Here is a 19,864-nt window from a genome sequence, read left to right as displayed (position 1 = left end):
AGTTCTTTTTCAAGTCGTGCAGCTAACTCACTGCGAATAAAATTGAAGGTTTATAATATTGCTATAATCTGTATTTTCAAACACTTCTGTTTTGAGTTACTCTACTATTATTAAATCTCTTTGTGCGTACATTATGGACTCTCCTTTTAACACCATAGGCCTAATTGGCAAACCTAATCACCCGGGAGCCGCTGCTACCCTTCAGCGTTTACATACCTTTTTACTTGCGCTTGGCTTTGAGGTAATAGTAGAAAAACGCACAGGGAGTCAGTTAGACGATATTCCGCATGACAAACTTGTTAAGTTAGTCGACTTAGGTGAACAAGCCGATTTAGCCATTGTTGTAGGCGGTGACGGTAACATGCTTGGCGCAGCACGCGTACTTGCGCGCTTTAACATTGCTGTAATTGGTGTAAATAGAGGCAACCTTGGTTTTTTAACTGATTTAAACCCCGAAGGGTTTGAAGCGAGCTTAGAGCAAGTACTCAGTGGTGAGTATCTTGAAGAAAAACGCTTTTTATTAGAAGTAGAAGTATATCGCCACAACGAATTAAAAAGTGCAAACTCAGCCGTTAACGAAGCGGTACTTCATGCCGATAAAGTAGCGCACATGATTGAATTTGAAGCTTTCATAAATAATGACTTTGTGTTTTCTCAGCGCTCCGATGGTTTAATAGTATCAACCCCGACAGGCTCTACGGCGTATTCACTTTCAGGTGGCGGTCCAATATTAACGCCAGAACTAAATGCTATATCGTTAGTACCTATGTTTCCTCATACCTTATCTAGCAGACCTTTAGTGGTAGATGCCGATAATGAAGTTCGCTTAAAGCTAAGCCTAGAAAATACAGATAGCCTACAGGTAAGTTGCGACAGCCATGTTGTGCTTGCCGTATTACCCGGCGATGAGGTAGTAATTAAAAAAGCGGATAAACAATTGCGCTTAATTCATCCAAAAAATTACTCGTACTACAACGTTTTACGTACAAAACTGAATTGGGGTAGTCGTTTGTACTAATTTTATTGCCAAATTTAGTACTATAAAGCAAAATGGCGACTTAAAATAATAATCAACTAATTTAGGAACGAGTAGCAATGACTTATGTAGTATTCTTTGCTTTACTGCTATTAATTACACTTTTATACAGTTACCTCAAAATTGAGAGTAACCGTAAAAAAGCGATAGAAGCTAGAAAAAAGCTATTTAATGAACGTGTTTCGCATGTAAATACGCGCCTTAAAGCAAAGCTTAATGATCTACTTGATGCTAAAATAATTCGCCCAAAATACGTTCCTCGCATTCAAGCTATTGTAAATAATTTTTTTGTTGTTCAATCACATACAGACGAGAACTTGCAACAGCTTGAAGATACCGCCGACCTACTAATTAATACGTTGTCCAACGAGTTAATTAAAACCAATCAAACAAATATAATTCAACCATTGATCGATAATATACAGTACTTTGTATCTGAGTTGCCCCAGCAAGGAATTTTGTACAATAAGAGTTTTTATATTAATACATTACCTCCCCTCATTGCTCTGCTTAAAACCGAAGAGAGTATACAACCTACTGATATTGTTGATGATCAAATTGATGCATCTTCCCAAACTTCCGATACACAGTTTACTCAAGATGTAAGTGTTGCGTAAATAATAAAAAATTAATTTGCAAAAAACCAAAACACTGTATAAATTAACAGTTAATTGACTGGATGGATAAACAGTATGTTAATTGGTTTAGAAGTTAAAAATTTTGCAATCGTAAGTAATTTAAGCACCGAATGGCGCAGCGGTATGACTGCGATCACAGGTGAGACCGGTGCTGGTAAATCTATTGCTATTGATGCCCTATCGCTATGCTTAGGTGAGCGCGCTGAAGCATCAGCAGTTCGCCCAAGCTCTGATAAAGCAGAAGTATGTGCACAATTTGACTTAACAGATCTACCACTCGCTCAAGCATTTTTAGAGCAACATATGCTAAGCACTTCTGACAACGAGTGCTTATTACGTCGTGTTGTTTGTAAAAATGGCCGTAGTAAAAGCTATATTAATGGTAGTGCAGTTACCGCATCACAATTAAAAGAACTTGGTCAATATTTAATATCTATTCATGGACAACATGCCCACCAATATTTATTAAAAGCAGAGCATCAGTTACAGCTTTTAGATGCCTATGCAGGGCATCACCACTTAGTAAACTCAGTAAATAAAAACTATAAACAGTTTGCTAACTTACAAAAAGAATTTAAACACTTAGAACAACAACAGCAGCAACAAGCAGCGCAAAAACAATTGTTAGAGTATCAAGTTGCTGAGCTTGATGAATTTGCATTACAAGAAAATGAGTTTGATTTAATTGAGGCTGAGCATTACAAACTAAGCAATAGCCAAACAATATTAGAATCGTGCCAACGTGAGTTACAACACTTATATGAAAGTGATGAGCAAAACGCTTGCTCGTTACTACAGCACAGCGCTCAACAATTTACCGAACTGGCTCAATATGACGAAAGTTTAGCAAGCGTAGCTGCTATGCTTAGCGAAGCCGCTGTACAAGTTGAAGAAGCAAGCCGCGAAGTGCGCAATTACACTGAGCAAGCAGATTTAGACCCGGCACGCTTAGTTGAAGTAGAAAATAGGCTAAGTGGAGCGATGGATTTAGCGCGTAAGCATCATATAAAACCACAGCAGTTAGTTGAGTTTCATCAATCGATTGCTCAAGAACTTGAGTCAATAAGTAATAATAGTAATCGTCTGGAGCAGCTTGAGTCAGAAATAGAAAGCGCGTTACTTAGTTACAAGCAAACTGCTGATGAATTAAGTAAAAGCCGCTGCGAGTATGCTAATACACTTAACACACTAATAAGTGAAAGCATGGCTAATTTATCAATGGAAAACGGTGTTTTTGAAATAGCCTTAACTCAAGAGAGTAATCGTACACCAAACAGCCTAGGCTTTGATAATGTCTCGTTTTTAGTATCAACTAATCCAGGGCAACCACTTCAGCCATTAGCTAAAGTAGCATCAGGTGGTGAGCTTTCTCGTATAAGTCTTGCTATACAGGTAATTATTGCCCAAAAAGTAACAACCCCAACACTTATTTTTGATGAAGTTGATGTAGGTATTTCTGGCCCAACGGCATCTGCTGTAGGTAAGTTATTACGCCAATTAGGTAAATCAACTCAAGTAATTTGTGTTACTCATTTACCGCAAGTTGCCAGTAGTGCACATCAGCAATTTTTTGTAGCTAAAGAAATAGCACAAGGCGAAACGTTTACTCATATGCTGCCTTTAAATAAAGATGGCCGTATTAATGAAATAGCCCGTTTACTTGGCGGCGATAACATAAGCAAAACAGCTAAAGCAAATGCTAAAGAACTAATAATGGCTCATGCCTAATGTGTTAGTAAATAACGTCTTCAAGGATTAAATAATGCACAGTACTTTAGTTGATTTTTGTATAATTTTAAGTTGGTTGTTATTAGTACTAAGTACCTGTTTAATTATATTTAGTAAATATAAACATACTTGTTTTAAACAACGTTTATTTAAGTTTTTAAATAGCTTTTTAGTTTTTCAACTAATCGTTGTGGCCTATTACTTTACTAGCGAAAAAATAAATGGACTAAGTGATTTAGGTGTTAGTTATTGGGTTTTAATTACAATGCAGATTGCGTGTATTGTAATATGCTACATGAGCTTAAAACGCAGAAAGGCTAAAATAAGGCCATCCCTTGATTCGTTTTCAATGGATTAAAGTAAATAAACATTTAAAAAGAGCACGTTCTGTTTTTACCTTGCTCTTTTGCTTTATAAAGTAGTTCATCAGCATGCTTAATATCTAGGTCAATTGAGCGCTCAGCGTTTGCAGCTGTGATGCCAATACTTAGCGTTATATTTACACTATCTGAAAATAAGCTTACAGCTGAAGCTTTAAGGGCATTATGGATTTTTTCTGCAACGAGCTCGCCATCATCAACGGTTACATTTGGAATCACAATTAAAAACTCCTCACCGCCCCAACGTGAAGCAATCGCATTTTGCGGAATATTATTTTCAAATGTTTTGGCTAAATGGATAAGAGCTTCATCGCCAAAATCATGGCCGAATTGATCATTAATTTTTTTAAAATTATCTACATCAGCTAATAATATTACAAACGGAATATTATTATTTTTAAGCTCATTTTTAAAAGCTATAAGCTTATTCATAGTGAAACGACGGTTTGGCAGATTAGTGAGTGGATCTATAGTTGCTAAAAATTCATTTTTTTGGCTTAAAGCAATTAATTTACTGCTGTATTTTTCTCTTGAAAATTCGTAATAACCACTCAGCGATGCAACAATTATAAAAGCGAGTATGATTCTGACTGGAAACTGCTCAGGATTGTAGTCATATATATTAAATGTATCAGCGCAATAGAAACCGAGAACAATTGCCGATAAAAATAAAACAATATCAAACGTCCCTCGTTTAAGCCCTCGAATTGAATAAGTAACAGGAGACACTATAAATATCCATATAGGCCCTGTACCTTGTGCTCCTCCTGTAAGTACAAGATAAAACATCAGTGCATACAGGTTATATAAAATTACAGTTGCAGACTTCTCTACACCTCTACCTATATTAAACGCAGATAAGTAAACAAACGAAGAAACAACCAAAGTAAATGCTAATAAATAGCTACTGTTAATAAATGCTAAGCTAGCCATCGAAAACGTTGCTATAAAGCCTATTGAGGAAAAGAACCGAACAATGAGCTTCCTTTCTAAATTGTTTGAATATTCGTACATAATTTCTATTTATTTATTAATGTATAAAAGCAAACTTATAGATATAAAGTAAGCAAACCGTAAACAGCGTGCAATAATGAACCTACTTTATATTTAAATCAACTATTAAGGTTAGTAATTAGCACTGACAATTGTGCACATATTTTTAGCCTCTTGCATTTATCTCAGGTAAGTACATTTTTACGATATTAAATTGCTTGGCACTAATACCATTTGCTAAATTATATAAGTACGCCCTTTTATTCCTGCAATAATCGAACTGACTGGTAGTCAAAAAATAATATAAACCTGCACAGTTAAAGATAGTAGTAACTATTCTATGAATTGTGCCTGGACCGAGTAAACAACACATTAATCAATAAAAATGCCGCTACAAAAAAGTACACGCATTATACCAATCCGCGATAATACTCAATCAATTTTAAGGATTGAACTTGGCGCTAACTGCGTTAAAACTTTCGAAATACGACTGCATGAATACAAAGCAATGTAGAGGTAATTACCGAGAACACCTAAGTAACGAAACTTTAGCCTCATTATCGACATAATTTTGTTATCTCAAAATAGATTACTTAATTAAGCGAATTGGTATTAGAGTATATAAACGACATAGAAGAAAGGAGTTTCGATAACGTTTATATATATGAAACGAGCCCTGAAAGCCGCTTAGTAGATACCCAAAGAAATCGCATTTGGCTTAGAAAGAACAACCCATAATAACAAAGCAGTTTCTCTGAAAGTTACTATATAAGGTTTCTACATGAAGTTACTAATAAAAGGTGTTGTTCAAGAAAGCCATACAAAAGGTGGTATAAATATAGCCACATTTGTCACTAATTACGTTGACATTACATTTGGATAAAACAAATAAAAAAGCAAGCCACTTGGCTTGCTTTAAATATCGTTATTTTAAAACGAAAAATTAAACTTTTAAGTAATCCATAATACCTTCTGCAGCGTTACGTCCTTCAAAAATAGCAGTTACCACTAAATCTGAACCACGTACAATGTCGCCACCAGCAAATATTTTAGGGTTAGTAGTTTGATGTGTAAACTCACCTTGTTCTGGTGCGTTAATACCGCCCCAGTTGTTTATTTCTACATCGTATTTTTCTAACCAATCCATTTTGTGAGGCTGGAAACCAAACGCCATAATAACTTGATCAGCTTCAATAACATGTTCTGAACCAGGTACTTCTTCAGCACGGCTTCTGCCTTTTGCGTCAGGTTCACCTAATTTAGTTTTAACCATTTTAACGCCGGTCACTTTACCTTTATCGCTCAGTACAATGCCTTTAGGCTGAACGTTATACGTAAATATAACGCCTTCTTCTTTCGCGTTTTTAACTTCACGTTTAGAGCCTGGCATATTTTCTTTATCACGACGATAAGCACACGTTACTTTTGCAGCATTTTGTCGAATAGACGTACGCACACAGTCCATCGCTGTATCACCACCGCCAAGTACAACTACTTTTTGATTAGCCATATCAATACACGGTTGTTTTGTCTCGTCGTAGCCCATTACACGGTTCGTGTTACCAATCAAAAACGGCAATGCATCGTGAACACCCGCTGCATCTTCATTTTCAAGACCTGCACGCATACTCTGATACGTACCAACCCCTAAAAACACAGCGTCGTAATCAGCTAAAATTTGATCAAGTGTAATATCAACACCTACTTCAACATTTAACTTAAATTCTACGCCCATTTCAGTGAAAATTTCACGGCGCTTTTGCATTACTGATTTTTCAAGTTTAAAAGAAGGAATACCAAATGTGAGTAGTCCACCTATTTCTGGGTGACGATCAAACACCACTGGTTTAACACCGTTGCGCACCAAAATATCAGCACACCCTAAACCTGCAGGGCCTGCACCAATAATGGCTACTTTTTTGTCAGTCCATGTTACATAAGACATATCAGGCTTCCAGCCCATTTTAAATGCCTCATCAGTAATGTATTTTTCAATATTACCAATTGTAACAGCACCAAACTCTTCATCGAGCGTACACGAGCCTTCACACAAGCGGTCTTGTGGGCAAACACGCCCACAAACCTCTGGTAAGCTATTTGTACGATGAGAAAGCTCAGCCGCCTCTATAATACGGCCCGTGCGTATTAACTTTAACCATTGTGGAATGTAGTTATGTACTGGACATTTCCACTCACAGTACGGGTTACCACAATCTAAACAACGGTCAGCTTGTGAGTTAACCTGATTCTCTGAAAAGGGTTCGTAAATTTCTACGAAAGATTTTTTACGTGACGAGATTGGTTTTTTGCGTGGGTCTACACGCTGCACGTCTATAAATTGATATACATTTTCGCTCATACTGCCCCCTTATTGCGCCTGAACACGTAGTTCGGCACTACTGCGAGCGCGATGCCCGAGTAAACTTTTTACGTCACTTGATATTGGTTTTACTAATTTGAACATAGGTAAGTACAATTCAAAGTTAGCCAAAATACTTTCTGCTCTGCACGAACCCGTAAGCTCTAAATGCTCAGCAATTAAGCCGCGTAAATGTTCTTGATGCGACGTTAATTCGTCTAGTGTTACTATTTCGACAAGCTCTGGATTAATGCGTTTTTCAAAATCATTTCGCTCATCTAAAATATAAGCAAAACCACCTGTCATACCCGCGCCAAAGTTAACGCCTACATTGCCCAGTACACATACAACGCCACCGGTCATGTATTCACAACAGTTGTCACCTACACCTTCAACAACCGCTTGCACACCTGAGTTACGAACTGCAAAGCGCTCGCCTGCACAACCTGCAGCAAACAGTTTGCCGCCTGTTGCACCGTATAAACATGTGTTGCCTGCAATTGTGGCTTTGTGACTTTCGAACGACGAGCCAAGTGGTGGACGAATAACTAACTTGCCACCCGCCATGCCTTTACCTACGTAATCGTTTGCATCGCCAACCAGTGTCATTTCAAGGCCACCGGCATTCCACACACCAAATGATTGACCCGCAGTACCGTGTAGCTCAATTGCTACAGGATCTGCCGCCATACCTTGGTTGCCATATTTATCAGCAATATAGCCAGAAAGCATTGCACCTACCGATCTGTCCGTATTACAAATACGACTTACTAGTGAGATACCGCTTGAAGCATCAATTGCTTCTTGCGCCTTAGCAAGTAGGCTCTCATTAAGCTTTCCTAAATAATGTGAGCTATTAGGCGCACTACAATAAAGTGTTTCACCTGTTGGGTTATTAGGCTGAGCAATTACTGAAGATAAATCAATTTTCTTCTGTTTAGCTGTTTTGCCTTCAATGGCTTCAAGCAAATCTAAACGACCGATTAAATCAGTTAAGTTTACAACACCTAAGCTTGCCATGATTTCACGTGCTTCTTGCGCTATAAACTTAAAGTAGTTCATCGCCATTTCTGGTAAGCCGTGGTAATGCTTTTGACGAAGTGTTTCGTCTTGTGTTGCAACACCGGTCGCACAGTTGTTTAAATGGCAAATTCGTAAGTATTTACAACCAAGCGCAACCATTGGGCCGGTACCAAAGCCAAAGCTTTCTGCACCTAAAATTGCCGCTTTAATTATATCTAAACCTGTTTTTAAGCCACCATCAGTTTGCAAACGAATGCGATGACGCAGTCCATTTTCAACAAGGGCTTGCTGCGTTTCAGCAAGTCCTAGCTCCCATGGGCTACCTGCATATTTAACTGAAGTAAGTGGGCTTGCGCCTGTACCGCCATCGTAGCCAGAAATAGTAATTAAATCGGCATACGCTTTAGCAACACCTGTCGCAATGGTTCCTACGCCTGGTTCTGAAACCAGTTTTACAGAAATAAGTGCTTTAGGGTTTACTTGTTTTAAATCGAAAATTAGCTGCGCTAAATCTTCAATTGAGTAAATATCGTGATGTGGTGGTGGCGAAATTAACGTAACACCTGGAACAGAATAACGAAGCTTAGCAATATATGGGGTTACTTTTTCACCCGGTAATTGACCGCCTTCGCCTGGTTTTGCACCTTGCGCTACTTTAATTTGAATAACGTCAGCACTGCGTAAGTAATGCGGCGTTACGCCAAATCGACCTGAAGCGACTTGCTTAATACGCGAGTTTTTCTCGGTACCATAACGCAGCTTATCTTCACCGCCTTCACCAGAGTTTGAACAACCACCTAAGCGGTTCATTGCAATTGCTAGAGCCTCATGCGCTTCTGGCGATAATGCACCAATACTCATTGCTGCTGAATCGAAACGCTTGTATAGGTTTTCTGCAGGCTCTACATCATCGATGCTAATGCCTTGCTCTGGAATTTTAAGCGCAAGCATGTCACGTAAAGTGGCAATAGGACGCGTATTAACAAGTTTTGCATATTCACTGTAATCACTGTATTCACCAGAACGAACTGCTTTTTGCAGGGTTTGGATTACATCAGGATTATAAGCATGATACTCGCCGCCATGTACGTACTTAAACAAGCCGCCGTGGCTTAATAATTTACGCTTACTTAGAGCGAGTTTGTGTAAGCTTTGCTGATCGTCATCAAAGTCGGTAAAGCATGCGCCCTGTATGCGACTCGCCACACCTTTAAAGCACATTTGTACAATAGCGTCAGATAAACCAACCGCTTCAAACAACATTGAGCAGCGATATGACGCAACCGTACTTATGCCCATTTTAGACATGATTTTGTATAAGCCCTTGTTAATGGCTTTACGGTAAGCAAGAGTTACTTCGCAATACGACTTATTAATAATTTTGCTGTCGCTCATTGCAACTAACGATTCATACGCAAGGTATGGATAAATTGCCGTAGCACCAAAGCCTAATAACACAGCAAACTGATGCGCATCACGCACGCTACCGGTTTCAATGATAATGTTTGATTCACAGCGAAGATTGTTATCAACTAATCGTTTTTGTACCGCACCTACAGCCATAGCTGCTGGAATCGGCAAATTTGCTTCATTAAAGTTACGGTCAGTTAAAATAAGCATGATACAACCAGCGGCTGCTTTTTCTTGTGCTTGGTCACAAATACGCGTTACCGCATTTTCTAAACCTTCTTCAACTGTGTAGGTAATATCAATTTTACAGTAGCTGTAATGCGCTTCATCAGCATTTAATAGCTGCTGCATGTCTGCGTACATTAAAATTGGCGTATCAAACTGTAGGCGCTTAGCATGGCCTGTTGTTTCGTTAAATACGTTTTGCTCACTACCAATACATGTCGCAAGCGACATTACATGATTTTCACGCAGTGGATCAATAGGTGGGTTTGTTACTTGCGCAAATTTTTGGCGGAAGTAATCATACAGCGAACGATGCCCTTCACTAAGCACTGCAAATGGCGTGTCATCACCCATTGAGCCGGTTGCTTCTTGGCCGTTTTCACCCATTACACGAATAACGCTATCAAGCTCTTCGTTGGTATAACCAAACATTTTTTGATATTTAGCTAGCGTTTCGTCATCAAATGAGCGATTACCGGCGTCTTGTTCAGTAAGCTCTTCAAATGGAACTAAACGCTTAACGTTCTCCTCAAGCCATGACTTGTAAGGATGGCGAGACTTTAAATCTTGATCGATTTCATCTGAGTGCCAAATTTTACCAAGCTTAGTATCAATTACTAACAGCTCACCTGGTCCTACACGGCCTTTTTCGACTACTTCATCGGCAGTGTAATCCCAAATACCCACTTCTGATGCGAGTGTAATAAAACCATCTTGCGTAATTACATAACGCGCAGGACGAAGTCCATTACGGTCTAAGTTACATGCCGCAAAACGACCATCCGACATAACAATACCGGCGGGGCCATCCCATGGTTCCATATGCATAGAGTTAAAGTCGTAAAATGCACGTAAATCGTCGTCCATTGCACGGTTTTTCTGCCATGCAGGTGGCACGAGCATACGCATAGCGCGGAATAAATCCATGCCACCAGCTAAAAATAGCTCAAGCATATTATCTAGGCTTGATGAATCAGAACCGGTTTCGTTTACAAACGGCGCTGCGCTTTGTAAATCAGGAATAAGCGGTGACGCAAACTTGTATGAACGTGCGCGTGCCCACTGGCGGTTACCTTCAATAGTATTAATTTCACCATTGTGTGCTAAATAGCGGAAAGGTTGAGCTAAAGGCCAACGCGGCTGAGTATTAGTAGAAAAGCGCTGATGGAAAACACAAATCGCACTCGTCATACGAATATCAGCTAAATCCAGGTAAAAATTTGGTAAATCTGCAGGCATCATTAAGCCTTTATAGATAGTTACCAAACCAGATAAACTTGCGATATAGAAAGCTTCGTCATCAACAATGCGCTTTTCAGCGCGGCGGCGTGCTACATATAAGCGACGCTCTAAGTCTTTAGAACGCCAACCTTCTGGCGCGCTAACAAAAATTTGTTCAAAACCTGGTAATTGCTGTACAGCAATAGGACCCAACATAGATGGGTCAGTTGGCACAACGCGCCAACCTAAAATATTTAACGTTTCTTTTTCTAATTCTTCGCTAAGTATTTGTTTTGCAGCTTGCGCTAAAACAGGGTCTGAATTTAAAAATATCATACCCACTGCGTAGTTTTTGCCTAAGTGCCAGTTATGTTCACTAGCAATAGCACGGAAAAAGCTATCTGGTTTTTGTAATAATAAACCACAGCCATCACCTGTTTTGCCATCGGCAGATATACCACCACGGTGCTGCATGCGATCAAGCCCCGTAATAGCAGTACGAATAAGCCTATGACTAGCTTGACCATTAACTTGGGCTATTAAGCCAAAGCCACAATTTTCTTTTTCTAACTTTGAGTCGTATAACATAGACCCCTCCCCTTGCTGCACTGTTAGCGTGGATGAACTGCTCGACGATTTGCTAACAGACGGACAAAACTAGCCTCTATCTTAAATAGAGTCAATAGCACTTTGAATACATATTCACATTCTTGAATATTTCTCACTTCATAGCAAGATTTCTTTTTATCATTATTTTTAACATTTAGCGTTATTTTAACCACTATTTTTTCATGACACTGGTGTCAAGTTTAACATATTGTAAAAAACACGAGCCCTCAGCGTGCCAGCTTACGTAAACGTAAAGACAACCGAAAGTGAATAAGTATTCAGCGCTAGAGGGGCTATTCAGTTAACATTTAGATAGTTTTATGCTATTTCATTACTTTAATGGCTTAACATCCCCGATTATTGCTGCTCATTAGTATAGTTATGAAAGTTCATGTCATTTTTTGTAAGTTAATAGTGAATTTTTATTTAAAACTATGTCCGATGTAGGCATAAACTTTAAAGTCTAGAAAGCAAAACGCCTAAAATATATAGCCCAGAAGGGAGTTACAAATTTAAACGTAAAGTCTGGCAATACGCTTGCCCTATTATAAAGTTCTGAGTTGATAAATGAATTAAAGCAACAGGAGTCTCTACTTATATAGAAAAAAGTAATACGAATTATCAGCTACGAAATAAAAATTCACACGAGTCAGGCTCCAACGCCAATGAAATACATATTCAGGTCGAATTTGTACCCCAAGCTTGTGTTATAAATGTGAGCGACTGTGGCAAAGGAATGAGCGAGCAAGTAATGGCAAATGCTTTAGTGCCCTTTTATTCTACAAAAAGTACGGGGAGTGGTTTAGGGCTAGCCTTATGCAGAGAAATAGCAGAAGCGCACCAGGGGCATATAAGTTTACATAACAAAATAGAGGGCGGCTTAAACGTACAAGTGAGCCTTCCTTATTCGTAAATTCACAAAAATTAAAAACAACAAAGCCACTTAAAAAGTGGCTTTGTGTTTAAAGAGCTTAATAACCTGATAGCAGGTTGAGTAATAAAATTACTCTGCGTCAGCTTCTTTATATTTAGCAGCAGTTTCTGTAATTAACGGCTGTAATTCACCGCGTTGAAACATTTCGATAATAATGTCACAACCACCAACTAACTCGCCATCTACCCAAAGTTGTGGGAATGTTGGCCAATTTGCGTATGCTGGAAGCTCAGCACGAATGTCTGGGTTAAGTAAAATATCAACGTATGCAAATGGTTCACCACATGACATTAACGCTTGCGATGCTTGTGAAGAAAAACCACAATTAGGTAATTTTGGTGACCCTTTCATGAAAAGGATTATTGGGTTTTCTGAAATTTGCTGTTTAATTTTATCAATGGTTTCCATCTACAACCTCAAAGTAACGATAGCTAAATATATTTAGGTCTTGAAAATAACTCATCGTGACCACAAATATATAACTTAATATGGGCAAATAAAGCCGCAATTGAAATAGTCTTTCGCAATAGCATTGCTGTTTGCTTAAACTTGAGTAAAATACTCAACAATTATAGTAACACTATATTACCGCTTGGTATAGGTAACTGCTCTGTTTCAACAGGCATTACGTATTACCAAATGGACTATCAACCAAAGAAGATGGAGATAAAAAAATGGCATTTGAACTACCGTCACTACCATATGCAATCGACGCACTTGAGCCACATATTTCAAAAGAAACACTAGAGTTTCACCATGGCAAACACCACAACACTTACGTGGTTAAGCTTAATGGTTTAATCCCTGGTACTGAGTTTGAAAACAAATCTCTAGAAGAGATCGTATGTTCATCAGAAGGCGGCGTATTTAACAACGCAGCACAAATCTGGAACCATACTTTTTACTGGAACAGCTTATCTCCAAACGGCGGCGGCGAGCCTACTGGCGCAGTTGCTGATGCAATCAACGCCAAATGGGGTTCTTTTGATGCGTTTAAAGATGCATTAAATGACAAAGCAGTAAATAACTTTGGTTCAAGCTGGACGTGGTTAGTTAAGCTTGCTGATGGTTCACTAGACATCGTTAATACATCTAACGCTGCTACACCATTAACTGATGATGGCGTTACTCCAATCCTTACAGTGGATTTATGGGAACACGCTTACTACATTGATTACCGTAACGTTCGTCCAGATTACCTTAAAGGTTTTTGGTCGCTTGTTAACTGGGAATTCGCGAACGCTAACTTCGCTTAATTAGCCTTTAAACGCTAATGTAAAAAAGACGCTTAGGCGTCTTTTTTTGTTTCTTGTTTATCACACCTAAGCGCCTCATCATTTAATAAAACACTTTTAGTAACATGATCTTTTTTCACTTAAATTTTTAATTTTATTGCACAAAAATACAAATTCGTGACTAGACTTTAAAATGTAAGCACCTTTTTACAGCGGGTTTCGGAGGTTATTATGACGATTTTTGAGCATTACCAAGCACGATACGAAGCGGCACAGGAAGAAGAATACAGTATCGCTGAATTTCTTGAGATTTGTAAAACCGATAAGTCTGCCTACGCCAGCGCACCAGAACGCCTACTCATGGCAATTGGCGAACCAAACATGGTAGATACCGCAACGGATGCACGACTAAGCCGGTTATTTTCTAATAGAGTAGTTGCGCGCTACCCTGCCTTTGCTGATTTTTATGGTATGGAAGACGCCATTGAGCAAATAGTCTCTTATTTAAAACACGCCGCCCAAGGGCTTGAAGAATGCAAACAAGTGCTTTATTTACTTGGACCTGTTGGTGGGGGTAAATCATCCATTGCCGAAAAACTAAAATATTTAATGCAACAAGTGCCTATTTATTCAATTAAAGGCTCTCCGGTAAACGACCATCCTCTTGCATTATTTGACCCAATAGAGGACGCCGAGGTACTTAAGCAAGAATACGGTATTAAACCGCGCTACTTAAAAACCATTATGTCCCCTTGGGCTGGCAAACGCTTAAAAGAATTCAATGGTGATATTAGCCAGTTTAGAGTGGTTAAGCGCTACCCCTCAATTTTAAACCAAATAGGCATTGCCAAAACCGAACCTGGAGATGAAAACAACCAAGATATTTCGGCGCTAGTGGGTAAGGTCGATATTCGCCAGCTTGAGCACTTTGCTCAAAACGATCCTGATGCATACGCCTACTCTGGCTCTTTATGTTTAGCTAACCAAGGGCTGATGGAATTTGTAGAAATGTTTAAAGCGCCTATTAAAGTGCTGCATCCTTTACTTACCGCAACCCAAGAAGGTAACTATAACGGCACAGAAGGCATTAGTGCTCTGCCTTTTAATGGCATGATCCTCGCTCACTCTAATGAGTCTGAGTGGCAAACCTTTAAAAACAATAAAAACAACGAAGCATTTTTAGACCGTGTTTATATTGTAAAAGTACCTTACTGCTTACGTGTAACTGAAGAAATTAAAATTTACGACAAATTACTTGAGCACAGCGAGCTATACAACGCGCCATGCGCGCCGGGTACACTTAAAACATTGGCGCAATTTACGACGCTATCACGTTTAAAAGAGCCAGAAAATTCAAGTATTTATTCTAAAATGCGGGTATACGATGGCGAAACTCTAAAAGACACCGACCCTAAAGCAAAATCGTATCAAGAGTATCGTGATTACGCAGGTGTTGATGAAGGTATGACGGGGCTCTCTACTCGCTTTGCGTTTAAAATTTTATCCCGCGTGTTTAACTTTGATACCACAGAGGTTGCCGCAAACCCAGTGCACTTATTTTATGTACTTGAGCAACAAATAGAGCGCGAACAATTTTCAAGCGAAATAGAAGAGCGTTATTTAAGCTTTCTAAAAGGCTATTTAATTCCGCAATATGTAGAGTTTATAGGTAAAGAACTGCAAACCGCTTATTTAGAATCGTATTCAGAATACGGACAAAACATTTTTGACCGTTATGTTATTTATGCAGACTTTTGGATACAAGACCAAGAATATCGCGACCCTGATACGGGACAACTATTTGACCGCGAGGCACTTAATGCCGAACTTGAAAAAATAGAAAAGCCAGCAGGTATTTCTAACCCTAAAGATTTCCGTAATGAAATAGTGAACTTTGTATTGCGTGCCCGTGCGCATAACAACGGTAAAAACCCACTATGGACAAGCTACGAAAAACTACGCACGGTGATTGAGAAAAAAATGTTCTCTAATACCGAAGATTTACTCCCTGTTATTTCGTTTAATACTAAAACGTCTGCAGAGGATCAGCAAAAGCACGAAGACTTTGTGAACCGTATGGTCGAAAAAGGCTATACACAAAAACAAGTTCGCTTGCTTTCTGAGTGGTATTTACGGGTTAGAAAATCGCAATAACCTTCATAGTCGTAGTATATAGGAGGTCAATATGGCGCATTTTATAGATAGGCGTTTAAACGGTAAAAACAAAAGTACGCTTAATCGCCAGCGCTTTATTAGGCGCTATAAAAAGCAAATTAAAGAAGCGGTTTCAGATGCGATTAACAAGCGCAGCGTTACAGATTCAAGCTCTGGTGAGAGTATTTCTATTCCACAGCGCGATATCAGCGAACCTACATTTCATCAAGGGCAAGGCGGGAATAGAGAACAAATTCACCCAGGCAACGATCAATTTTCTACAGGTGATAAAATTGAGCGCCCTAAAGGCGGACAAGGCGGCGGTGCCGGTGAAGGTGACGCCAGCGATTCGGGCGAAGGACAAGATGAGTTTGTATTTTCAATATCAAAAGATGAATACCTTGATTTACTGTTTGAAGATTTAGAGCTCCCCAACTTACAAGAAAACCAGCTTGATAAGTTAGTGCAAATGAAAACCCATCGCGCAGGGTTTTGTAGTGATGGTATACCTAGCAATATTGATATTGTCCGCTCATTACAAGGCTCGCTTGCACGGCGTGTTGCCATGAGTGCAGGTAAAAAACGCCGTTTAAAAGAGCTCGAAGAACAACTTGCTCTGCTGCTTGCTGGTCCACATAACGATAAAGCAGCAATTGCTTTATTACAAAAAGAAATTGCAGCATTAAAAGTGCAAATTAAGTCGGTTCCATTTATTGATAACTACGATTTACGTTTTCGTAATTACGAAAAACGCCCTCATCCCACCAGCAAAGCGGTGATGTTTTGTATTATGGATGTGTCAGGCTCAATGGATCAGCCAACAAAAGACATGGCAAAACGGTTTTATATTTTGCTCTATCAATTTTTAACACGCAGCTATAAAGACATAGACGTTGTTTATATTCGCCACCACACACAAGCAAAAGAAGTAGACGAGCAAGAGTTTTTTTATTCTCAAGAAACTGGCGGCACTATTGTTTCAAGCGCACTTAAATTAATGAACGAAATAATAAAAGAGCGTTATCACGCAAACGAGTGGAATGTATACGCCGCACAAGCCTCTGATGGCGATAACTGGGCGGACGACACCCCGCAGTGTGGTGAAATTTTACTTAATAAGCTCTTAAGCGCAGTACGCTATTTTGCTTATATTGAAATAACCACTCGTGCCCATCAAAGCCTATGGCGCGAATATGAATCCATAACACACAGCCATAATAATTTCGCCATACAGCATATTCAAAGCGTTGAAGATATCTACCCAATTTTTAGGGAGCTATTTAAAAAAGGTCGTCAGCAGCAAAACTCTGCATAGCCTAAAGCGAGGTAGCATTATGAATGATAAACGAATGAGTGATGGCCCAGATTGGACCTTTGATTTATTAGATGAGTACCAAAGTGAAATTGCCCGTGTTGCAGCTCACTACAGGTTAGACACATACCCTAATCAAATTGAAGTGATAACCGCAGAGCAAATGATGGATGCTTATTCAAGCGTTGGTATGCCTATTGGCTACAGTCATTGGTCTTACGGTAAGAAATTCATCCAAACAGAGCAAAATTATAAGCGCGGACAAATGGGTCTCGCTTACGAAATAGTGATAAATTCGGACCCTTGTATTGCGTACTTAATGGAAGAAAACACCCTACCTATGCAAGCGCTTGTAATGGCACATGCATGTTACGGACATAACTCATTTTTTAAAGGTAATTACTTATTTAAAACCTGGACAGATGCAGGTTCAATTATTGATTACTTGGTATTTGCTAAAAACTACATAAGCCGCTGTGAAGAAAAACACGGTATTACACAAGTAGAAGCCCTACTCGACTCATGTCATGCATTAATGAATTACGGAGTCGATCGCTACAAACGTCCACAACAAATATCGCTATTTGAAGAGCAAAAACGCCAACAAGAGCGTGAAGACTACCTTCAATCGCAAGTAAACGAATTATGGCGAACTATTCCCGAGCAACAGCAAGAAACCAAAAAGAAAGTACGCCATTTTCCTTCTGAACCTCAAGAAAATATTTTGTATTTTATTGAAAAAAATGCCCCATTACTCGACTCTTGGCAACGTGAAGTTATACGTATTGTTCGTAAAATTTCGCAATACTTTTACCCACAAAAACAAACTCAAGTAATGAATGAAGGTTGGGCAACTTTTTGGCATTACACCATCCTTAATCACTTATATGATGAGGGAAAACTCACCGACTCGTTTATGTTAGAATTTTTACAAAGCCACACCAACGTAGTTTATCAGCCACCTTATAACAGTAAGTATTATTCAGGCATTAACCCATATGCTTTAGGCTTTAATATGATGGTTGATATTCGCAGAATATGTGAGCACCCAACACAAGAAGATAAACGCTGGTTTCCTGAATATGCAGGCAGTAATTGGCTAGATACACTGCATTTTGCAATGGAAAACTTTAAAGATGAGAGTTTTATTAGCCAGTTTTTATCGCCTAAGTTAATTCGTGATTTTAAATTATTTACTATTATTGACCATACTAATAATCCCCATTTAGAAATTGGCGCAATACATAACGACAACGGCTATAAAGCAGTGAGAGAAGCACTCTCAGCGCAGTACAACTTGAGTAATCATGAGCCTAACATTCAAGTATATGACGTTGATATTAGAGGTGACCGTTCACTAACCCTACGCTATGTACCCCATAACAATATTCCTTTAGCAAACTCGCACGAAGAAGTGCTTAAGCATCTTTACAGATTATGGGGCTTTAAAGTAAAACTAGAGCAAGAGTCAAATTCTGGTGAGGTTTCAATGATTGGTCAATGCCCAATAGATGACTCTCGACACACAACACAATAATGAAGAGCAATAAAATTTTCATACTGATTGGGTTTGCTCAGCAGGTTATAAAAACACGGTATTATTTAACCCTAAATTCTGGATATAAAAAATGACGCTTAAGCGTCATTTTTTATATCTTCGTAGGCTATTACTTTATTTCGCCCTGTATTTTTAGATTGGTACAGTGCTTTATCTGCAGCCTCTATCCAGCGCTCATGATTTTTAAAATCATTACTGCTACCAGCCAGCCCTATACTTACCGTCATTGTTATTTCAAAGTGTTTATACTTCACAGGGTTAGTTTCAATCAATACCCTTAAACGCTCAGCAAATACAAAAGCGCCTTCTTTATCTGTATCAAGTAATGTTACTGCAAACTCTTCACCGCCATAACGCCCTGCAACATCCGTTTCGCGCAGCGTCGTACGTAGTAAGTTAGATAAATGACGAAGCGATTCATCACCACAGCTATGGCCATATTCATCATTTATTTTTTTAAAGTGGTCAATATCAAACATTAATAACGTACTACAGCCACCACTTCGCTTAACTCTTAAAAACTCTTGGCGTAGCGTACCTTCCCAGTGTCCACGGTTTGCAAGCTGCGTTAAGCTATCTGTTTGACTCACTTGTTCTAATTTTTTGTTTAACTCTTCAAGCTCTTTTTTATTTACCGCGACATCCGTTACATCATACAAAATAATACAAATATGGCTAACTTCGCCCATCGTATTTGTAAGAGGGATAAATGTCGCATTTTGATACATGTAATCAGCTTTACCAGTAATAGGTCGATAATTTTTAAACCTAAAAATGTATGGCTGCTGCTCCCAAATCGTAAAAGAGCGGTTTTTTAAAACAAAAACCGATTCTGATTTACTTCTAAACCATTTTTCGTCTATTGCTGGAAATAAATCAAATAGGTCTTTATCTTTTACTGCGCTTGGTAGAAGCCCTGAATGGTTTTCCATAAAACCATTCCATACACACACCTTATAATCTCTATCAAGTACTACAAGGCCTACATCAACGGTATTAAACATATCCATAAGCCAATGGATCTCATTCATTTCTAAATCTGCAGCCAT

Annotated in this window: 12 protein-coding genes and 1 pseudogene; 8 read left to right on the top strand and 5 right to left on the bottom strand. The window is 38.9% G+C overall.

Translation table 11 applies throughout. The annotated features are described in order from the left end of the window. Positions 1 to 133: 133 nt before the first annotated feature. From nadK to recN, 3 genes are all read left to right on the top strand, one after another. The gene (gene nadK, locus I6E82_RS07825; RefSeq protein WP_004335384.1) at positions 134 to 1,018 is read left to right on the top strand and encodes an NAD(+) kinase; all 885 of its coding nucleotides are present in this window, start codon (positions 134 to 136) and stop codon (positions 1,016 to 1,018) included. Between the two features lie 77 nt (positions 1,019 to 1,095). Then, entirely contained in the window at positions 1,096 to 1,653 is a 558-nt protein-coding gene (locus tag I6E82_RS07820; protein ID WP_024590837.1) for a hypothetical protein, read from the top strand. 75 nt (positions 1,654 to 1,728) lie between these two features. Next, positions 1,729 to 3,402, top strand: coding sequence for a DNA repair protein RecN (recN, locus tag I6E82_RS07815; protein WP_007584560.1), 1,674 nt, complete (start codon positions 1,729 to 1,731; stop codon positions 3,400 to 3,402). Positions 3,403 to 3,773: 371 nt separating this feature from the next. Here recN and I6E82_RS07810 read toward each other — a convergent pair whose 3' ends face one another. The 3 genes from I6E82_RS07810 to gltB form a co-directional block, all read right to left on the bottom strand. Next, entirely contained in the window at positions 3,774 to 4,796 is a 1,023-nt protein-coding gene (locus tag I6E82_RS07810; protein ID WP_231609677.1) for a GGDEF domain-containing protein, read from the bottom strand. A gap of 922 nt (positions 4,797 to 5,718) precedes the next feature. Beyond that, positions 5,719 to 7,134, bottom strand: a complete 1,416-nt coding sequence (locus I6E82_RS07805) for an FAD-dependent oxidoreductase (protein WP_197103256.1) — start codon at positions 7,132 to 7,134, stop codon at positions 5,719 to 5,721. A gap of 9 nt (positions 7,135 to 7,143) precedes the next feature. Further along, positions 7,144 to 11,601: a glutamate synthase large subunit gene (gene gltB, locus I6E82_RS07800; protein WP_101216462.1), complete on the bottom strand. Its 4,458-nt coding sequence runs from the start codon at positions 11,599 to 11,601 to the stop codon at positions 7,144 to 7,146. 655 nt (positions 11,602 to 12,256) lie between these two features. On the opposite strand from gltB, the pseudogene I6E82_RS07795 reads away from it, so the two are divergent. Beyond that, positions 12,257 to 12,535 (top strand): annotated as a pseudogene (locus I6E82_RS07795) (ATP-binding protein); the annotation flags it as partial. Between the two features lie 90 nt (positions 12,536 to 12,625). Here I6E82_RS07795 and I6E82_RS07790 read toward each other — a convergent pair. Continuing rightward, the gene (locus I6E82_RS07790; RefSeq protein WP_004335359.1) at positions 12,626 to 12,964 is read right to left on the bottom strand and encodes a Grx4 family monothiol glutaredoxin; all 339 of its coding nucleotides are present in this window, start codon (positions 12,962 to 12,964) and stop codon (positions 12,626 to 12,628) included. 266 nt (positions 12,965 to 13,230) lie between these two features. On the opposite strand from I6E82_RS07790, the gene I6E82_RS07785 reads away from it, so the two are divergent. The 4 genes from I6E82_RS07785 (at position 13,231) to I6E82_RS07770 (ending at position 18,794) form a co-directional block, all read left to right on the top strand. Continuing rightward, positions 13,231 to 13,812: a superoxide dismutase gene (locus I6E82_RS07785; RefSeq protein ID WP_002960323.1), complete on the top strand. Its 582-nt coding sequence runs from the start codon at positions 13,231 to 13,233 to the stop codon at positions 13,810 to 13,812. A 210-nt stretch (positions 13,813 to 14,022) separates the two neighbouring features. Beyond that, positions 14,023 to 15,945 carry a PrkA family serine protein kinase gene (locus I6E82_RS07780; RefSeq protein ID WP_165722493.1) on the top strand — a complete coding sequence of 641 codons (1,923 nt, stop codon included), beginning with the start codon at positions 14,023 to 14,025 and terminating at the stop codon, positions 15,943 to 15,945. 31 nt (positions 15,946 to 15,976) lie between these two features. Next, the gene (locus tag I6E82_RS07775) at positions 15,977 to 17,260 is read left to right on the top strand and encodes a YeaH/YhbH family protein (protein ID WP_197117411.1); all 1,284 of its coding nucleotides are present in this window, start codon (positions 15,977 to 15,979) and stop codon (positions 17,258 to 17,260) included. A gap of 19 nt (positions 17,261 to 17,279) precedes the next feature. Further along, positions 17,280 to 18,794, top strand: a complete 1,515-nt coding sequence (locus I6E82_RS07770) for a SpoVR family protein (RefSeq protein WP_197117409.1) — start codon at positions 17,280 to 17,282, stop codon at positions 18,792 to 18,794. 98 nt (positions 18,795 to 18,892) lie between these two features. On the opposite strand, the gene I6E82_RS07765 is transcribed toward I6E82_RS07770, so the two are convergent. Next, on the bottom strand, positions 18,893 to 19,864 hold the full coding sequence (locus I6E82_RS07765; RefSeq protein ID WP_024592692.1) for a sensor domain-containing diguanylate cyclase: 972 nt from the start codon (positions 19,862 to 19,864) through the stop codon (positions 18,893 to 18,895).

It is taken from the genome of Pseudoalteromonas sp. NZS11 (genome assembly GCF_015864765.1).
GTDB lineage: Bacteria > Pseudomonadota > Gammaproteobacteria > Enterobacterales > Alteromonadaceae > Pseudoalteromonas > Pseudoalteromonas arctica.
The sequence above is the reverse complement of the archived record's forward strand: the minus strand, read 5'-3'. Positions and strand labels throughout refer to the sequence as shown.

Excerpts from the sequence above, each read along its gene's own strand:
- I6E82_RS07770 (WP_197117409.1), top strand. The coding sequence starts at position 17,280 with ATGAATGATAAACGAATGAGTGATGGCCCAGATTGGACCTTTGATTTA.
- gltB (WP_101216462.1), bottom strand. The coding sequence starts at position 11,601 with ATGTTATACGACTCAAAGTTAGAAAAAGAAAATTGTGGCTTTGGCTTA.
- I6E82_RS07805 (WP_197103256.1), bottom strand. The coding sequence starts at position 7,134 with ATGAGCGAAAATGTATATCAATTTATAGACGTGCAGCGTGTAGACCCA.
- I6E82_RS07780 (WP_165722493.1), top strand. The coding sequence starts at position 14,023 with ATGACGATTTTTGAGCATTACCAAGCACGATACGAAGCGGCACAGGAA.
- I6E82_RS07785 (WP_002960323.1), top strand. The coding sequence starts at position 13,231 with ATGGCATTTGAACTACCGTCACTACCATATGCAATCGACGCACTTGAG.
- I6E82_RS07765 (WP_024592692.1), bottom strand. The coding sequence starts at position 19,864 with ATGGCTGCAGATTTAGAAATGAATGAGATCCATTGGCTTATGGATATG.
- recN (WP_007584560.1), top strand. The coding sequence starts at position 1,729 with ATGTTAATTGGTTTAGAAGTTAAAAATTTTGCAATCGTAAGTAATTTA.
- I6E82_RS07810 (WP_231609677.1), bottom strand. The coding sequence starts at position 4,796 with ATGTACGAATATTCAAACAATTTAGAAAGGAAGCTCATTGTTCGGTTC.
- nadK (WP_004335384.1), top strand. The coding sequence starts at position 134 with ATGGACTCTCCTTTTAACACCATAGGCCTAATTGGCAAACCTAATCAC.
- I6E82_RS07775 (WP_197117411.1), top strand. The coding sequence starts at position 15,977 with ATGGCGCATTTTATAGATAGGCGTTTAAACGGTAAAAACAAAAGTACG.
- I6E82_RS07790 (WP_004335359.1), bottom strand. The coding sequence starts at position 12,964 with ATGGAAACCATTGATAAAATTAAACAGCAAATTTCAGAAAACCCAATA.
- I6E82_RS07820 (WP_024590837.1), top strand. The coding sequence starts at position 1,096 with ATGACTTATGTAGTATTCTTTGCTTTACTGCTATTAATTACACTTTTA.